14 protein-coding genes are annotated in these 17,596 nt (G+C 68.9%); 6 read left to right on the top strand and 8 right to left on the bottom strand.

What is annotated here, in order from left to right; all coding sequences use genetic code 11:
* Nucleotides 1-7 precede the first annotated feature (7 nt).
* Both ACYVF7_RS23935 and ACYVF7_RS23940 read right to left on the bottom strand, forming a co-directional pair.
* Nucleotides 8-2,482, bottom strand: a complete 2,475-nt coding sequence (locus ACYVF7_RS23935) for a HelD family protein (protein WP_460344678.1) — start codon at nt 2,480-2,482, stop codon at nt 8-10.
* Nucleotides 2,483-2,608: 126 nt separating this feature from the next.
* Nucleotides 2,609-4,672, bottom strand: a complete 2,064-nt coding sequence (locus tag ACYVF7_RS23940; RefSeq protein WP_460344681.1) for a GH36-type glycosyl hydrolase domain-containing protein — start codon at nt 4,670-4,672, stop codon at nt 2,609-2,611.
* Between the two features lie 146 nt (nt 4,673-4,818).
* On the opposite strand from ACYVF7_RS23940, the gene ACYVF7_RS23945 reads away from it, so the two are divergent.
* The 6 genes from ACYVF7_RS23945 (at nt 4,819) to ACYVF7_RS23970 (ending at nt 12,897) form a co-directional block, all read left to right on the top strand.
* Nucleotides 4,819-5,514 (top strand): FadR/GntR family transcriptional regulator, encoded by a 696-nt coding sequence (locus ACYVF7_RS23945; RefSeq protein WP_460344684.1) that lies wholly within the window; start codon nt 4,819-4,821, stop codon nt 5,512-5,514.
* A gap of 84 nt (nt 5,515-5,598) precedes the next feature.
* Entirely contained in the window at nt 5,599-6,864 is a 1,266-nt protein-coding gene (locus ACYVF7_RS23950; RefSeq protein ID WP_460344686.1) for an ABC transporter substrate-binding protein, read from the top strand.
* A 4-nt stretch (nt 6,865-6,868) separates the two neighbouring features.
* Nucleotides 6,869-7,753 carry a carbohydrate ABC transporter permease gene (locus ACYVF7_RS23955; protein ID WP_460344689.1) on the top strand — a complete coding sequence of 295 codons (885 nt, stop codon included), beginning with the start codon at nt 6,869-6,871 and terminating at the stop codon, nt 7,751-7,753.
* Nucleotides 7,746-8,552, top strand: a complete 807-nt coding sequence (locus ACYVF7_RS23960) for a carbohydrate ABC transporter permease (RefSeq protein ID WP_460344692.1) — start codon at nt 7,746-7,748, stop codon at nt 8,550-8,552. The genes ACYVF7_RS23955 and ACYVF7_RS23960 overlap by 8 nt, the downstream gene beginning before the upstream one ends.
* Nucleotides 8,553-8,590: 38 nt before the next feature.
* Nucleotides 8,591-11,662 carry a glycoside hydrolase family 38 N-terminal domain-containing protein gene (locus tag ACYVF7_RS23965; protein ID WP_460344695.1) on the top strand — a complete coding sequence of 1,024 codons (3,072 nt, stop codon included), beginning with the start codon at nt 8,591-8,593 and terminating at the stop codon, nt 11,660-11,662.
* Entirely contained in the window at nt 11,659-12,897 is a 1,239-nt protein-coding gene (locus tag ACYVF7_RS23970; protein WP_460344698.1) for an enolase C-terminal domain-like protein, read from the top strand. Before ACYVF7_RS23965 ends, ACYVF7_RS23970 begins: the two co-directional genes overlap by 4 nt.
* 80 nt (nt 12,898-12,977) lie before the next feature.
* Here the strand turns inward: ACYVF7_RS23970 and ACYVF7_RS23975 are convergent, their stop codons facing one another.
* The 6 genes from ACYVF7_RS23975 to ACYVF7_RS24000 form a co-directional block, all read right to left on the bottom strand.
* Nucleotides 12,978-13,745, bottom strand: coding sequence for an SDR family NAD(P)-dependent oxidoreductase (locus ACYVF7_RS23975; RefSeq protein WP_460344701.1), 768 nt, complete (start codon nt 13,743-13,745; stop codon nt 12,978-12,980).
* Nucleotides 13,745-14,737, bottom strand: a complete 993-nt coding sequence (locus tag ACYVF7_RS23980) for a DUF4432 family protein (protein ID WP_460344704.1) — start codon at nt 14,735-14,737, stop codon at nt 13,745-13,747. Before ACYVF7_RS23980 ends, ACYVF7_RS23975 begins: the two co-directional genes overlap by 1 nt.
* Nucleotides 14,737-15,915: a DUF5005 domain-containing protein gene (locus ACYVF7_RS23985; protein ID WP_460344707.1), complete on the bottom strand. Its 1,179-nt coding sequence runs from the start codon at nt 15,913-15,915 to the stop codon at nt 14,737-14,739. The genes ACYVF7_RS23980 and ACYVF7_RS23985 overlap by 1 nt, the downstream gene beginning before the upstream one ends.
* A gap of 183 nt (nt 15,916-16,098) precedes the next feature.
* On the bottom strand, nt 16,099-16,473 hold the full coding sequence (locus ACYVF7_RS23990; RefSeq protein WP_460344710.1) for a hypothetical protein: 375 nt from the start codon (nt 16,471-16,473) through the stop codon (nt 16,099-16,101).
* Nucleotides 16,474-16,590: 117 nt separating this feature from the next.
* The gene (locus ACYVF7_RS23995) at nt 16,591-17,121 is read right to left on the bottom strand and encodes a hypothetical protein (RefSeq protein ID WP_460344713.1); all 531 of its coding nucleotides are present in this window, start codon (nt 17,119-17,121) and stop codon (nt 16,591-16,593) included.
* Between the two features lie 24 nt (nt 17,122-17,145).
* Nucleotides 17,146-17,559, bottom strand: a complete 414-nt coding sequence (locus ACYVF7_RS24000) for a hypothetical protein (protein ID WP_460344716.1) — start codon at nt 17,557-17,559, stop codon at nt 17,146-17,148.
* Between the last annotated feature and the right edge of the window lie 37 nt (nt 17,560-17,596).

Raw genomic sequence — 17,596 nt, forward strand, 5'->3', positions numbered from 1 at the left:
CGGCCCGTCAGCCGTCCAACTCGGCGAGTACCGGCGGCAGGTCACCCCCGTGCACGACGGTCAGGCGGCGCGTCGCACGGGTGATGGCCACGTACAGGTCGTGGCCGCCTCGCGGCGACTCGCCGAGGATCCCGGCCGGGTCCACCACGACCACCGCGTCGAACTCCAAACCCTTGGACTCCTCGGTGGTCAGCACCACCACCGGCGAGTCCAGCGCCTCGGGTGTCGCGCCGATCGCCGGACCGTACGGCACGCCCCGCGGGTGCGCCGGGTCAGGCTCGGCCAGAGCCGCCACCACGTCGCCGCGCTGCGCCCGCGAGGTGATCACCGCCAGCCGTCCCTCCCCGGGCCGGCCGGTATCGATCTCCGCGAACGTCTTCCGCAGAAGCTGCGGAAGCCGCGACGGGTACTCCGCTGCCGGGATCCGCTCCGCGTCCGGCGGCGCGCCGTCGTCACGGACCGACTCCGGCGGGATCTCCTCTGGCGCGACCTCGGCCAGCACGGTCGCGGCCAGCTTCATGATCGCCGCAGGGGTCCGGTAGTTCACCATCAGCCGCTGTTCGCGCCAGCGGCCCGGTACATACCGGTCGAGCATCTGGCCCCAGGACCGGGCTCCCGCGGCGTTGCCGGTCTGCGCGATGTCCCCGACAACGGTCATCGACCGGGTGGGCACCCGGCGCATCACCGACCGCCACGCCATCGCCGAGAGTTCCTGCGCCTCGTCGACGATCACGTGGCCGTATGCCCACTCCCGGTCGGCCAGCGCCCGCTCCGCGGTGGTCCGCACCGGCCCATCGTCCCGATACCGCTCGGCCAGCTCCGCGGCGTCGACCATTTCCGCGTTCTCGACCGAGGCCAGCACCTCACGCGCGTACCGCTCCTCCACGGCCCGCTCGGCATCCTCGGTACGCTGCCGGGCCCTTTCGGCGGAGTCCACGGCGGCCTCGACGCCCAGCCATTCGGCCGCCTCGTCCAGCAGCGGGACGTCCGAGACCGTCCAGGGTGCGTCCTGCGGCCGGAGCAGCGTGTCACGCTCGGCGTCCGACAGTCCCGCCTCCGCGGCCGCGACCGCCAGCGCGTCGGGGTCGGCGAACAGCTCCGACAGCAGGCGCCGGGGGGTCAGTTCTGGCCACAGCTCGTCGATGGCCTCCTTCACTCCAGGGTCTGCCCACAGGTCCTCCTTGGCCAGCCGCATGTCCGTCTCGTCGAGCAGCGGCTGCTCATCGTCCTCCTCGTCCATGAGCTCGGACAGCCACTCGGGCATCTCGCCGTCCGCGGCCATCTGCTCGAGCGGCTCGTCCATGATCGAGTTGAACTGCTCGGCCCGGTTCGTGGCCAGCCCTTCGAGCACGTAGTGCACGAACTGGCGCCGTTGCACGTTGTGCGGCGCGCGGATCGACCGCGCCCGGTCACGGGCGCGGACCAGCGCCTCCCCGTCCACGTTCAGCGTTATCTCGTCGAACGTCACCTGCAGACCCTCGCGCGGCGCCCGCTGGCGCTCCTGGACGGCCGCCGCGATGAGGTAGGGCATGCGTAGATCGCCCTTGACGATCGCGGCCTCGTCGGACTCGGTCGCGGTGGCGTGGAGGCCGGGGTAGAGCTGGCCGGGGGTCACCATGGCGACGTCCGTCTCGCCGAGCCCCGGCAGCACCTGCTCGATGTAGCGCATGAACGTGGCGTTCGGGCCGACGACGAGCACGCCGCGGCGCTCCAGGACGTCTCGGTAGTTGTAGAGCAGGAACGCGGCACGGTGCAGCGCCGCGACGGTCTTGCCGGTGCCCGGCCCGCCCTGGACGACCAGCACCCCGTGCAGGCCCGAGCGGATGACGTCGTCCTGCTCGCGCTGGATCGTGGCCACCACGTCGGTCATCCGCCCGGTACGGCCGCGCCGCAGCGTGGCCAGCAGCGCCGCCTCGCCCACGATCGAGGAGCGGTCCTCGTCGCCCAGCGCGTCGAGGTCGAACACCTCGTCGTCGATGCGAACCAGCTCACGGTTCCGCAGGTGCAGGTGGCGACGGCGCGCCAGATCGCCCGGGTCCGACGGGGTGGCCGTGTAGAACGGGCGCGCCATCGGGGCGCGCCAGTCGATCAGCAGCGGATCGCCGTTCTCGTTCCTGAGCCCGATCCGCCCGATGTACAGCCGGCCCACGTCGTCGGTGCCGGCCGCCCGATGGTCGATGCGGCCGAACACGAGCCCGCGCTCCACTTCGTTCAACGAGCCCAGCCGGCGCGCCGCCTCCTCGGTCGCCACGGTGCGTTCCATCTGCGCCTGGAACGCGCTTCCTCCACCGGCGGCCGGCGCCTCGCGCAGAGCCGCCCCGGCCCGTACGCGTTCGTCGTCCAGCCGGGCGTACATCCGCGACACGGCCGGCTGCTCGGCCGCCAGTGCGGCCTGCAGCACCGGATCGGGATGGGATTCGCGGGTTCCCGAGGTGCCTTCGGCGAAAGACGGATCGGCGGCCTTGACTTGACGAACTCCCATTCGCCTGCTACTCTCTATAGTAATTTGGATTTTTGTGTGCTAGCTTCAAGGTTAGCAGCCGCGTGTTCGTATTGCTGCGCGATCCGCGTGCTTTCTTCATCACCTCGTTCCTCACTCACTGCCACGTCAGTTCGCCCGTGCCGCGAACCGTGTCCGAGTGAGCACTCCGATCGTCCCGACACCCCGAAGCCGTCCCGAACCGTCAGGACGGACCGTGAGCGTGCGGCTTTCGAAGTGCCCGTCCCCGCCGCACCGCATCCGCCCGTCAGCGGTGGGTTCCACGCCGAGCAGCCGCAGGTAGGCCAGCAACGGCTGAGCGTGGCTGTGCAGGTTGGCGACCGGGTACGCCTGCATCGCGACGCCGAGCGCCGGGAGGGCCCACGTCTCCCCGGGACGATCGCTCTCCGGAGCGAGGTAGGCGTCCGGGCCGGAGAGCGTGCCCGCCCACGTGCCGGGATAGGCCGCCGAATGCGAGTGCAGGGTCATGCGCCGCCATTCGTCCCACGCGAGGTCGGGATCGTGGCGTGCGGCCGCCCAGATCAGGGTCATGTTGATGGAGAACCACACAGAACCGCGATCCCCCTGGCGGGACGGCGGGCGGACCCGCGCGCCGAGCGGTGACCCTGCCCGGCACGTCTCGTCGATCGTGGTGAGCAACGCCCGTGCCCGCGCGGAGTCCGCCGCACCGCACAGGATCGCCCACGGCTGCACCTCCAGCCAGAGGTCGTTGTCGCCGACCGGGTCGGCACCGGGGCCGTACGCGCGCCGGAACCAGCGGCCGTTCCACTCACTCGCGACCCGCTCACGAAGGTCGGCCGCGTACGCGCGGGCCTCCACGGCGGTGGCGGTGTCACCGAGCCGCTCGGCCAGTCCCGCGTACACCGGAAGCACCCATGCGGCCATCGCCGAGTTGAGCACGGACTCGCCGTGCTCGATCATCGCCTCCCGGTCGATCCCGGTCTCGCCGAGCGCGAGGTCGTTCCAGTCCGCGTTCAGGATGCGCACGTGACCGTGCTCGCCCACGCCCACCTCGTCGGTGAAGAACCGGAACTGCCGCCGGAGGTTCTCCTCAAGCGGTACCGGATCGGCGCGATGGCAGGGGTGATACGGCACCGGCCGCGCGAAGGCCTCGAGGTCTCCGGTCGCCGCGGCGTACTCGGCGGCAAGCCACAGCGCCCACAGGTTCTGGTCGGACGGCCGGAACAGATCGGTCCAGGGCCGTTTCCGACCGTCGAGCGCGTAAGGCAGGTCGCCGTCCGGGCTTCCCCATGCGCAGGTGTTACGAAGCACCGACAGGGCGAGGTCCGGTTCGATGTAGACCAGTGGCAGCGCGTGCTGCAGCGGGTCCCGCGCCGCGCCGTTGAAACCGTGCCGGAACGAGTACGCCGAGCCCTGGTCGAGAGTGTGGCCTCCGAGGACCCCGTCGACGCATGCTCCTCCGGTGAGGAGGGCCGCGTGCCACGGAACCTCCGCGGCCGCCTCCGGTGCCCGCCTCGCCGCCGCCGACGGGAGCCGTTCCCGCAACGCGGTCAGGCTGCCGGAGTACAGCGCGGCGGGGTCCGTGGGCGAACACCCGTCGTCCAGCCCGAACCGGAACCACAGCGTCCGGCTTCCGCCCGGCGGCAGATCGACCTCGACCGTCAGGGCCAGCGGTCCCGATCCGGTGGTGACCCGCTCGCCGCCGATGTTCTCGAGCAGCACGGCTTGGCCTTCGGCCTCGGTGCCGCCGCGGCGCGGGCCGAACTCCAGGTCGACCAGGCGTGGGCGCACCACCCACTCCTCGGTCAACGTGCGGCGCATCACCGCGTCGTTCTGGTTGACGACCTCGATGCGGATCAGCACCCACGGCGCCTCGCCCTCGGGGCACAACACGGTGCGCTCCAGCGTCGCGTCCTCGTCCGCCACCCGGACCCGGGAGAAGGCCGGCCCGAACACTCCAGTGCGTGCGCCTTCGGTGGACAGCCCGCCCAGCCGGGACACCCCGGTCCGCTCGGTGATCCACCGGCATCCCGTGTGCTCGTCCCACAGGCCGCTGCGCCCCTCAGTGTCCGCCGCCAGGGTGATCCGGCGGTTGCCCAGGTGCACCCGGTGCCCGATGGCGGGCGGGTCGATGATCGGGTCCCAGGTCATGCCGGCGTCTCGGTAGGCGAAGGCGGGGAGGCCCTCGGCTCGCGTCCAATGCCCGAACACACTCACTTCTTCTTGCCTCCCAAGGACAGGACGGGGGTCTGGTGCGCAGCCCTCGCGCCCCTTCCGATGATCCGATAGAGAGATCGACTCTGGACACCTCTTAGGGCAAGTGATTTGATGACTTAATCACTAGCCCCGAGGTGACGATGAGCGGCGAAGTGGCCCGACCGACCCTGTCCGACGCACTCACGGCGCAAATCCTTGAGCTGATCCGTACGGACGGTCTGCGCCCCGGCGACCGGCTGCCCTCCACCCGTGAGCTGTCACAGCGATTCGGGGTGACCGTTCCGACGCTACGAGAGGCACTGCGACGGCTGGAGGTCACGGGCGCCATCCGGATGCGGCACGGGTCGGGCATCTACGTCGGCACCGACCTGGACCGCGTGGTACTGCCCAACCCGAACGTCCGGGACCTGCGCGGTGACCGAGTGATGCAACTCCTGGAGACACGCCTGCTCATCGAGCCGCAGGCGGCCGAGCTCGCGGCCCGCCGTGCCGAGCCCGAGGCCGTGGCCCGGATGCGGGCCGTCCTCGCCGAGGCCGGCAGGCACCTGTGCGACGAGGACGCGGAGCTGCATCTGGCCAATATGGACTTCCACCGCGCCGCCGGCCTGGCGGCCGGGAACGGCGTGCTGGCCGAGGTGCTCGACTCACTGCTGTCGGTGCACGCGGTGGAGCAGCGGGAAATACTGCGACTCTTCAACGACCGCGCCCGCGACTTCGCCGAGCACACCGCGATCCTCGAAGCAATCGAGCGCGGAGACGCGAAAGCCGCGCGCGACCTGATGTACCGGCATCTGCAGGACGTGAAGTCCATCGTCGAACAACGCCTCACTCCCTGAAACCCTTCGCACCAATACGACACCCCACCTCCTGAAGACCTCCGCACCCAAAAACGCCTCACCCCCGATAACGGAGACGTCACCATGAGAATCCATGGACTGCGGACAGCTTCCCTTTGCGCGGCCGCGACGCTGTTCGCGATCGCGGGCTGCTCCGGCGGCGCTGCGAAGAAGAACGAGCTGAAGCTCTACAACGACAAGAACGCCTGGACGCCCTTCTTCAACGATCTCGGCGCGCTGTCCAAGCAGCAGACCGGGCTGAGCATCAAACCGGTCGGCTACTCCGATGAGCGCTCGTACGACGCCTTCATCACGGCGTCCTTCCGAACCAAGATCAAGCCCGACCTGTTCACCTGGCAGACCGGCTCGAAGCTGAAGGACATCGTCGACCTGAGGCAGGTCGCCGACACCTCGGCCATCTGGCAGCAGGCGATCAAGAACGGCGACCTCAGCCAGGACGTCGAGAAGTACTTCACGATCGGCGGGAAGCAGTACTGCGTGCCCACCAACGTCGCCTACTGGGGCATGTTCTACAACAAGAAGATCTTCGCGAAGTACGGCCTGCAGCCGCCCGCCACCTGGAACGACCTGATCAAGGCCGCGGACACGCTGAAGCAGCACGGCCAGAAGGCCTTCTTCACCCAGGCGACGCCGAACCTGTTCACCTTCACCTGGTTCCAGCAGTTGCTGGCCGGCTCCGACCCCGCGCTGTACGACCGGCTCTCGACCGGCCAGGCCAAGTACACCGACCCCGGCGTGGTGGCCGTGATGACGCGCTGGAAGTCGATGCTGGACGCCGGATACTTCAGCGACCCGGCCGACACGAGCGATCCGGGCGACGTGTTCAAGAGCGGCAAGGCCGCCATGGTGAACTACGGCACGTTCTTCGCGACGAGCCTCACCCAGCGCGGCATGAAACCCGGTTCGGACTACGGCTTCTTCGTGATCCCGAGCGTCGCCCCGTCGTTGCCCAAGACCCCGCTGATCTTCGAGACGGGCCCGCTGTGCTCGCTCAACAAGGCCGCCGACCCGGCTGCGAACAAGAAGTTCCTGAGCTGGTGGGTCACACCGGCGGCGCAGGAGAAGTGGTCGGCCAGCCGGGGCGACGTGTCCGCCAACCCGAGGGTGAAGGTCTCGAATCCCGAGTTCGCCCCGGTCTCCAAGGACGCGGGCACCGGCAAGTACCAGCTCGTACAGCGGTACTTCGAGGCGACCCCGGCGCCGATCCTCGCGGCGGCGCTCGACGGGTTCAGCGGCTTCCTCGCCGACCCCGGCTCGTACATGAAGGTCCTGCAGACCATCCAGAAGGCCGCGGACGGCTACTGGAGTCAGCACAAGACCGGGAGCTGACCGGGTGGCGACTCGCAAGGCGCCGCTGCTCGGCCGGTTCCGGCTCGGTTACGTCTCCCCGGCCGTGCTGTTCGTCGCAGTCCTGCTCTACCTGCCGTTCCTGTGGACGGCGTACCTGAGCCTGACCAAGTACGACGGGCTGACCTCGCCGGAGTTCGCCGGCCTGAAGAACTTCGGCGCCCTCCTCCACGACCCCGCGCTCCTCACGTCCCTGCGCAACACCCTGCTCTGGGTGGTCGGCACGCTCCTCCTGCCGGTCGGGATGGGGCTGCTGGTCGCCGTCCTGTCGTACGACGTGAAGGGCGGGACATGGCTCCGGCTGCCGTTCATGCTCCCGTACGCCCTGTCCGGAGCGGGGCTGGGCCTGGTGTGGAGCTTCATCCTCACCAAGGACGGTGTCGCCAACCAGCTCCTGGGCGCGCTCGGCCTGCCGGGCGGGCACACGTCGTTCCTGCAGTACGGGCCGGGCAACACCGTCGCGATGGTGCTCGTCTGGACGTGGCAGCAGCTCGGTGTGAACACCTTGCTGTTCGTGGTGGGACTGCAGTCGATCCCGAAGGCGCCGATCGAGGCCGCCAGGATCGACGGAGCGTCGGGCTGGCAGCTGTTCCGGCACATCATCTGGCCACTGATGCGGCCGCTCACCACCGTGGTGGTCGGTCTCGCGCTGGTGGCGAGCCTGAAGACGTTCGACATCGTGTGGGTGCTGACCCAGGGCGGTCCGGGCCGATCGTCGGAGACCCTCGGCGTGACGATGTACCGCGACACGTTCGTGGCGAACGACTACGGCTACGGCTCGGCCGTGGCGGTCTTCCTCACCGTCGTGACGGGCCTGGCCTCGTTCCTCTACCTGCGGACCCAGGTCCGGAAGGAGGACGTCCGTGCGTAGGGTGATCCTGGTCCTGCTCGGACTCGTCTGGCTGCTGCCGACCTATCTCCTGGTGGTGAACGCCTTCCGGCCGGCGACCGCCTACGATCCGGCGAAGGCCTGGGTGCCGTCCGGCCACATCGCGATCTGGGGCAACGTCGTCAAGGCGTGGCACAAGGCCGACCTCAGCGGAGGTCTGGGCAGCACGCTGCTCTACAGCACCGTCTCGCCGGCCATCGCGTTGGTGATCGCGGCGTTGGCCGGGTACGGCATCGTCGTGCTGCGGATCCGTGGCGGCTTCTGGTGGTTCATGCTGATCTTCGGCGGCACGATCATCCCGAACCAGATGATCCTGGTCCCTCTGTTCGTCCGGTACAGCGACGCGAATCTGTACGACCACCGGCTCGGGATGATCATCATCTACACGGCGATCAGCGTGCCGCTCGCCGCGTTCGTGATGCGGAACTTCTTCACCGGAGTGGCGTTCTCGATCTTCGAGGCGGCGCGGATGGACGGCGCCTCGACTCTCCGGATCTTCTGGCAGATCTACCTTCCGCTCTCGCGAAGCGCCCTGGCGGCGATCTTCATCCTCGAGTTCACCTTCGTTTGGAACGACCTTCTCCTGGGCCTGACCCTGACCCAGAGCCCGAGCGTGCGGCCGGTGATGACCGCACTGGCCGCGCTGCAGAACGACGTGTACGCGGGCACTCCCATCCCGATCGGTCTCGCCGCCGGGCTCGTGGTCTCACTGCCCACGGTCGTGCTCTTCCTCGCGACACAACGGCTGTTCGCCAAGGGACTGACGCTCGGACAGGCATAAGTGCGGGACACACGGCCGATGAACGAGGAAGGAAACGGATGACCAGCCGGTTGCTCCAGGCCAGCCTGGGATCACCCGACTATGACGGGATCCGGGACGCGCTCAGGAACGACACCTCGACCGAAGTGCTCTCCATGCGGGGCCTCGGCGTGCGTGTCGACGTGCCGCCGCTGTTCCGCCGGGACGAGAGCGGCCGCCTGCTCCAGGCGGTGCGCGTCACGGTCACCGGTGAGACCCCCGGCGACCTGGAGTTCGTCCTCAAGGACGGAGACACCGAGGTCGCGTCGAGCACCGGTGGCGTCCTTCTCGTCCCCGAGGTCACGGAGCCACGGCGCCTCACACTGGAGGTCCGCGACGGCGCCGGCGTCGTCGGCGCCGCGCCCGTCACCGTCACTCCACAGCGCAAGTGGAACGTGTTCGTCGTCCACCACTCCCACCTCGACATCGGCTATACCGATCCGCAGGCGACGGTGCTGCGCAACCACCTGGACTACGTGGACGCCGCTCTCCGGCTCGCCGCCCGAACGGACGGCTGGCCGGACGACGCGCGGTTCCGCTGGACGGTCGAGTCGTCACTGCCGGCGCTTCGGTGGCTGGCGGAGCGGCCCGCCGAGTCGGTGTCGGAGTTCGTCGGACGGATCCGCGAGGGGACGATCGAGGTCACCGCGTTCCCGTTCCAGTTGCACACCGAGGCGTGCTCCACCGACGAGCTGTACCGCCTGCTCCGCCACGTCGCAGACCTGCGAGACCGCTACGGCGTCGAGACCCGTTCGGCCATGCACACCGACGTGCCCGGTGCCGTCGTCGGCGTGGTCGACGCGCTGACCGCGGCCGGCGTACGGTACCTGGCCGCAGCGCACAACTGGGCCGGCCGCTCGGTGCCGTACCTCGTCGGCGGCGACCGGCTGTCCCGGCCGTTCCGCTGGCGTGCGCCGAGCGGCCAGGAACTGCTCGTGTGGTTCACCGACACGCCGCACGGCATGGCCTACATGGAGGGCAACACCGTCGGCCTGGTCGACGGGTACGACCTCGCCCTCGACCTCCTTCCGCGCTACCTCGACTCGCTGGCACACCGCCCGTACCCGTACGGCCCCGGGACCTTCGGCTGGCTCGGCCCGGACGTGCCCAAGGACCCGTACGAGCTGGACGCCGTGCACCTTCGTGTGCAGGGCGCGCACGCCGACAACGCCGGGCCGAGCATCATGCCGGCGCTGATCGCGCGACGCTGGAACGAGGAGTGGGCGTATCCGCGCGTGCGGATGGCCACCAACACCGATTTCTTCACCCACGTCGAGGAGCACTACGCCGATCGCCTCCCGGTACACGAGGGGGACTGGACCGACTGGTGGGCCGACGGCCTCGGCTCCGGCGCCCGCCCGCTCGGGTACGTACGGCGTGCGGAGAACATGCTGCGCGCCGCCGAGACGGTGAACGCCATGGCCTACACGCGTGACGGCGAGGACGATCACGAGGTCACCGAGGCGGTCGACGCCGCCTACGACAAGGCCGCGACGTTCAACGAGCACACCTGGGGTGCGGCGAATCCGTGGGAGGACGCCGAAGAGGCGGGCGACTCCGGCGGGCTGCAGTGGACCCGCAAGTCGGCGGTGGGGTACGGAACGTACGACGACGCGGCCGATCTGCTGCACGCCGGGATACGGCGGCTCGGCGCGAGTGCCGCCGGTGGGCCGGGAGCGCTCGCCTCGTTCCTGGTCGTCAACACGGGCACCGTGCGGCGCACCGATGTCGTGACGGCCTTCCTGCCGCGTGATGTGGTCGCTCTGGACGAGCCGGTCGCCCTGGTCGACGCGCGGACGGGGAGGCGCGTGCCGCACAACGAGACCATCGTCGACCCCGATGACTGGCCGAGCCGTCCGATCGGCCGCAACCTCGAGGCCGTCGTCTCAGCCGTACCGGGAACCGGTCAGGTACGGCTCGACGTGGTCCGCGCCGAGGAGGCGGCGCCGGCAGCGGTCGAGTTGGGCAACGCCGGCGTCATCGAGAACGAGTTCTACCGGGTGGAGTACGACATCCGGGAGGGGCATCTCCGGTCGATCTTCGACAAGGTCGCCGGCCGGGAACTGGTCGACACGGAGGCCGTCGCCGGCTTCGGCCAGTACATCTACGACCGGTACGCCACGGCTCCGCATTTCAATCACCTGTCCGGGCACGTGCCCGCGTCCGACAAGACCCTGCTCGGCGACCGGGCGATCGCCACGGGCGCCGTGATCACGAAGGCCGAGCGCACGGCCACGGGCGAGCGTCTGGTCGTCGAGGCGAACGGCAAGGGCGTCGACTGGATCCGCACGACGATCGAGCTGTTCGCGGGCGTGCCCAGACTCGACATCCGGATCCAGCTCGCCAAGCAGGGGGTCTCCGGCAAGGAGGCCGTCTTCTTCGCGTTCCCGTTCGCGGTGTCCGGACCGCCGACCGCCTGGGAGCTCACAGGCGGCGTCGGCGGCACCGACATCGCCCAGGTCCCGGGCTCCGCGCGACACATGCTGCCGATCCGGCACTGGATCGCCTTCGAGGACCGGGATCTGTCCGTGGCGTGGGCGACGCTGGAGGCCCCGCTCGTCCAGCTCGGCACGATCCACATGCCGTACGCGCCGTTCCCCCCGACACTCGACCGGGAGCCGGGAACGATCTACTCCTGGGCGCTGAACAACATCTGGGACACCAACTTCCCCTCCCAGCAGCAGGGCGAGACGACCTTCCGGTACGCCATCGCCTCGGCGGCCGGCGTGCCCGCGACCCGTCTGGGGAGCAGCGCCGCGGCCGGCCTCACCGATCCGCTGATCGCGGTGCTCACCACCGGCTCCGCCGTCGTGCCTCCGGTGAGCGAACTCGTGACGGTCGATGCGCCGGACGTCCTCATCACCTCCGTGGGCGGGGGCCGCCGCGGCGACGATCTCGTCGTACGGCTCCAGTCGATGGCGGCCGACCCGGTCGAGGCCGGGCTGCGCGTCTCCGGGTTGAGGCGGGCGTACCAGAGCGCCGGGCTCGAACAGGATCTGCGAGAACTCGGTGTCCGCGACGACGCCGTACGAGTCACGCTGCCGGCTCGCGGAGTCGCCGCCGTATTCATCGAACTCGAGGGAGCCGAGTGAAGATCTCCGACATCCGTGCCACGACGGTCGCCGTGCCCCTCGAGGCGCCTCTCCGGCACAGCAACGGCGCCCACTGGGGCCGGTTCATCCGCACGATCGTCGAGGTCGAGGCCGACAACGGCCTCATCGGGCTCGGGGAGATGGGCGGGGGAGGGAGCGGTTCCGAGGCGGCCTTCCACGCGCTGTCCTCATACCTCGTCGGACACGATCCGTTCGAGTTGGAGGCCCTCCGCTTCAAGATCGCCAACCCGACGGCGTCGCTCTACAACAACCGGATCCAGTTGCTCGCCGCGATCGAGTTCGCCTGTCTCGACCTGATCGGCCAGCAACTCGGCGTGCCCGTCCACGACCTGCTCGGCGGGAAGCTCCGGGGCACGGTGCCGTTCGCCTCGTACCTGTTCTACCGCTACCCCGACCCTCGGCACGACGCCCCGGAGATCCGCACGCCCGAGCAGCTCGCCGCGCACGCGGTCGCGCTCAAGGAGGCCCACGGGTTCACGGTGCACAAGTTCAAGGGCGGGCTGTACCCACCGGCGTACGAACTCGAGTGCTACCGGGCCCTTGCCCAGGCCCTGCCGGACGACCTGCTCCGCTACGACCCCAACGGCGTGCTGAGCCTCGCCGAGGGCATCCGCTTCGGCAAGGCGATCGAGGGGCTGAACAACGACTACCTCGAGGACCCGGTCCTCGGCCTGGAGGCGATGAGGGAGGTACGCGGCCGGGTCCGCGTACCTCTCGCCACCAACACGGTCGTGGTCAACTTCGAGCAGCTCGCCACCAACGTCCTGCGCCGCAGCGCCGACGTGGTGCTGCTCGACACGACCTTCTGGGGCGGTATCCGCCCGTGCGTGAAGGCCGCCGCGGTGTGCGAGACGTTCCAGGTCGGCGTCTCCGTGCACTCCTCCGGCGAGCTGGGCATCCAGCTCGCCACCATGCTGCACCTCGGCGCGGTGCTGCCCAACCTCACCTATGCCGCGGACGCCCATTATCACCATCTGATGGACGACGTCATCGACGGCGGCAAGTTCCGCTACGAGGACGGCCGGATCGCCGTCCCCAGTGCGCCGGGCCTGGGCGTTCGTCTCGACCGCGACAAGGTCGAGAGGTACGCGGAGCTCTATCGCGAGCTCGGCTCCTATCCCTACGACCGCGATCCAGGACGCCCCGGCTGGTACCCGCTCGTGCCCAACGACCGCTGGGACGACCCGGAGGCCGAACTGTCCCCGATCGGGTGACCACGTCGCAGCGGCGTCGGTTCAAGACACCGGCCCGCTCCCGCATCCCTTGCGAAGAGACTGTCGTCGAAGACGTGCGTTCAGTCCTCCGGGAGTGCGGCGGGGTTGCGGGCGAGCAGGCCGCCGTCGACCTTGTGCTCGGCTCCGGTGATGAAGGACGAGCGCGGACCGGCCAGGAAGGCGACGACCTCGGCGACCTCCTCGGGCCGTGCGACCCGGCCGAGCGGGTGCGCCCGACCCCACTCGGCGACCTGCTCATCCTGGCTGAGTTCGCCCCGGAACTTGTCCGCCGCCCAGCGCAGCATCGGCGTGTCCACCGAGCCCGGGCAGACGACGTTGGCACGGATCCCGTCCGGCGCGTGGTCGAGCGCCATGGCCCGGGTCAGCCCATTGATCGCGGCCTTGCTCGCCGTATAAGCGGCGACGCGCGTCTGTGAGGCGAACGCCTGCACCGACGACACGTTGACGATCGACCCGCCGCCACGCCTGCGCAGCTCAGGTACTGCCGCCTTGCAGACCAGGAAGATCCCTTTCAGGTTGACGGAGAGGACTTCGTCCCACAGCTCCTCTGTCGTGTCCACGACCGTGCCGTATCGCTGGATGCCCGCGCAGTTGGCGACGATGTCGAGGCCGCCGAACCGGGCCACCGTCTCCGCGACGAGGTCGCGCATCTGCCCGGCGTCGGTGACGTCGGCGACGACGCCGTGCACGCGGTCACCGGTCGGGCCAGGTTCCCGGCCGCAGTACACGACGGCCGCGCCGTCGGCGGCCAGTCGTTCGACCACGGCCCGGCCGATCCCGAGCGATCCACCGGTCACCAGGGCGACCTTGCCGTCCAGTTCCGTCATTAGTCCTCCAACACCGTCGCCCGCAGCCACAGGCTGCGGGCGGTTCCGGCCGGCACGCGCAGGGCCGAGCCGTTCTCGACCGCCTCGGCCAGCCCGTTCGTCGGGAAACTCGAGAACGGTTCGAGCCCGACCACGTACGCGCGGCCCCACCAGGGATAGTCGCGCCAGGCGCCCAGCTCCTGCCACATCCACACGTACGGCAGGACGGTCGCGTCCCACTCCACCCGCAGGGCATCCGCGACCTCGTACCATCCGTCGGTGAAGCCGGTCAGGTAGACGATGTCACTCGGTGTACCCGGCTCGGGTGCGACGCTGAGGTCGGTGGTGCCGTCGGGCACCGGCCAGGGTCCGGCCTCGCGGACGCGTCGCTCGGGCGGATTGATCGCGGTCTCGTGGGGGATCACGCGTATGCCCTCGGGCATCCGGATTCTTGCCCCTGGCCGCAGAAACGGCGCGCCGAACACGATGTGATGACCCCACATCACGTCCAGGTCCACGCCGGACTCGTTGTGCAGTTCCTCCTCGATGATCAGCGTGGGTTCGCCGGAAGTCAGGCGGAACGTCTTCGTCAGCCGGAAGGGAAGACGCCGGGTGCGCACCGTGAGCCGTACGGCGACCTCACCCGGGTCGTCCTCGACGATGACAGCGTCCCAGGGAAGGCCCGCGACCTCCCCATGCTGGGCGAGAGCGGCACCGCGGTACGTGCTCGGGGCGCCACCGTTCGGGAAGACCTCCTGCCATCCGCCCTCGTACTGGTCGTGGAAGAGCGCCGCGTCATCGGCCGCACCGCCGGCGACGTCACGCGGATCGCGCAGGCCCGCCGGTGCCAGCCAGGCGAAGTCCAGGTCGCGGGGCTTGTGACAGAACTCCACGACGTCCCCGCCCTTGTCGGCCAGGACGGTCACCCGCAGCAGTTCGTTCTCCAGCACGATGGCACGCAGCCCCGCGAGGGTGATCTCGTGGACTCGGCAACCCCAGTTGCGTCGGTACATCAGTTGAAAGAAAGGTCCAGGAAGCGGGCCCGGTAGATACCGGCGTCGGCGTAGAGGTCCTTCGGCTCGAAGCTGTTCACGTTGTAGGAGACGACCAGGTCACCGCCGGGCGCGGCGATCTCCGGATGAGCGTGCGCGTTGTACGTGAACACGTTCGCGTCGTGGTAGGAACCGTCCGCCCCGGTCTCGGGGGTCGTGTAGACGTGCGTCTTGTCGACGAACGGGCCGTACGGAGTGCACGAGTAGTACGTGACGATCTCGGCGCCGAGCCGTTGTGTGGTGTCGTGGGTGACCAGCACATAGACCCTGCCATGACGGCTCACGCTGTATTCGTTGGCGACGCCGTCCATCACACGCGCGGATTCCTGCTCGGACGCCGACCACGTGCCGTTCCCCGCGTAGTACTCCCATGTGCCGAGCAGGCTCTCGCCCCGCACCCTCGCGATGTGCATGTACTTGGTGGCGTCGTGGTCCTCCACGCCATAGATATAGGTGAACCCCCCGACGCGCCGTAGCGCGGACGCCCAGGCGATCTGCCGGCCCGACGGCAGCGGAGTGACGCTGAGCGGCTTCGACAGTCGTTTCTGCGAGAACCGGGCGACGACGTTACGGCTCCAGCGCCAGTCCCACGCCCCCGGGCCGAACCGCTCGTACTCCTGATATGTCACCTCGACCTTGTCGCCCGCCGTCGTGCCGTCTCCCGCCCAGTACCAGTGGTTCTTGTCCGGCGGGGGCAGGAGGGCCGTCGGATTCTTCGCGGTGCCGCCGTGCTCCGTCGTGAGCCGGCGGCCCTTCTGGACGATGAAGCTGTTGTTGACGAACGGGGTCGTGCCGCCGTCATCGACGGTCGGCGGCCGTGTGCCGTCCTTGTTCACCCTCCCGAGAAAGGTGTCGGAGTAAATCCAGAGGTCCCGACCGTCCGAGAGCCTCACCGAATACGTGCCGTCGGCGCCGGTCCAGTCATCCAGTCGGCGATTGCTGTTGCCATAGCTCGTGAACATGCCGTTCAACCGGCTGTCCGGCCGTACGGCACGCAGCTTCGGAGCGGAGACGCCGGCGCAGACCTCCGCGCCGGCGGCGGGGGTGGCCGCGGCGGGGGCGGCGCCGGCGGGGGCGAGCAGGCCGGCCGTCAGCAGGCCCGCGGCGATCAGGGGGATGCCGGGCGTCAGTGATCTCAACCGAGTCTCCTGGGGGTACGGATCCGTCGCCAGAGTTCAAGTCATTAGATCACTTGTGCTGCGTCGTTTCCAGAACACCCCACGACGATCGGCCAGAATCACCGGGGCGAAATCAAGCCGGTGGACCCGGGCTCAGCGGTGCGAGCCGACCCGGGTGCCGTCGTAGCCGGCGCTCAGATGGCGTCAGGTGTAGACGGGACTGCACTCGGCCGCTGATCGGGTAGTCAGGTCCTGTACACAAACCGCGTCCTGGAGCACGATGCCGCTGTCGGTTGCCCCGTGCCACCACGTGGGGGTGTCGGCGCCGGTGTTGGGTGCGTAGGCGTCGGCGGTGCTGGTGGAGTCGGGCCACTCGGCCGGCTCGGTTGATTTCCACTGCGCGATGTAGATCTGGCAGTCGTCGTTGGCGTGGTCCCAGGTGTGCCCGGTGACATGATGGGCGTCCCAGGTCGTCCAGCCGAAACAGTTACCCGACCAGCGCGACCAGTTCAGGTCATCGGCACGCGCATTCGGCGCGGCGAAAAGGCCGGCAGTCAGGGCCGCGACCATGGCCGCCATGAAAGGTCGTCTACTGTGGCACTTCAGCGCCTGCAGAGCATGCAAGGAATCACCTTAGGGTCGTATTGCGGAGTCCAGGTTGATGAACGGCATGCGCCTTTCCTGTCGCAGCCGCGCTCAGCAGTTACCGCTACCGTCATAGTTGGTGTACGCCTGCCCGTTGTCGAAGTCCCAGGTAAGGCTGGTCCGCTCCAGCGAGCAGCCGTTGTAATACCAGAGGAGGTCGGCGGTGAAGTATGGCGACCCGTTCCGTCCGTAAATCGAGGAGGACGCGGAATAGTAGTCGGCGTAAGAGGTGTTGTTGGGGTACGGGGTTGATTCAAGGCCGGACGTGGTGAATGTTCCGTTGAATCCGCCGAGAAGGTCCATCGTGACGTTCCAGCCTGAGTGGCTTGCGCGCCATGAGGAGTCGGTGTGGAAATGTGCCTCTGTCCTGCGGCAGCCCGGGTCGTACAATAGTTCGACATACCCGACGTAGCCCTGGCCGATATTGATGTTCTGAGTGCCGAGCCGGTCCCAGTAGTTACAGCTGTCGGCTCGTGCGGTCGCCGGGACGCCGAGTATGCCGACTGTGCCGGCCGCACTCAACGTGGTGCACACGAGTGCGAGGAGGGCCTTGATGCGATTGCTCGGGCGAGTGGAGGTCATCTCGGATTCCTAGTGGCTCGGCTGTCAGTGCCACGGGGTGCAGCCTGAGACCCCGTTGACGTTGATGCAGGCGCGGCTGACGTAGGGAGGCCCGTCGTAGAGCCCGACCCCGGGGTCCGGTGTCCAGAGGGTGCTGTTACCGATGTTCCACTCGGCCGCGATCCAGCCTTCCCAGGTCTTACCGCCATCGGATGACCTGTCCAGGTAGGCCTGGAACGCCGGGGCGTTCGAGCTCGCCTTCGCTGACGCGTACTCGTGGTGGTCATCGCTGTGGATGGTCGTGGCCATCCTGATCGAGCCCCAGGAGAAACTGGTCTGCCAGCAGTAGTACGTACCGTCCTCGTCGCAGTTGCCCGAGGAGGCGTGCGCCGGCGTGGTCGAGCCGAGGAGAGCCGCGCCGGCCAGGACGGCCGTAGCCAGAGCGGCGAACCTGCGCATGAGACCTCTTGGACCTGGGTGAGCCACCATGGGTCTG

Source organism: Actinoallomurus acanthiterrae, from assembly GCF_054775715.1.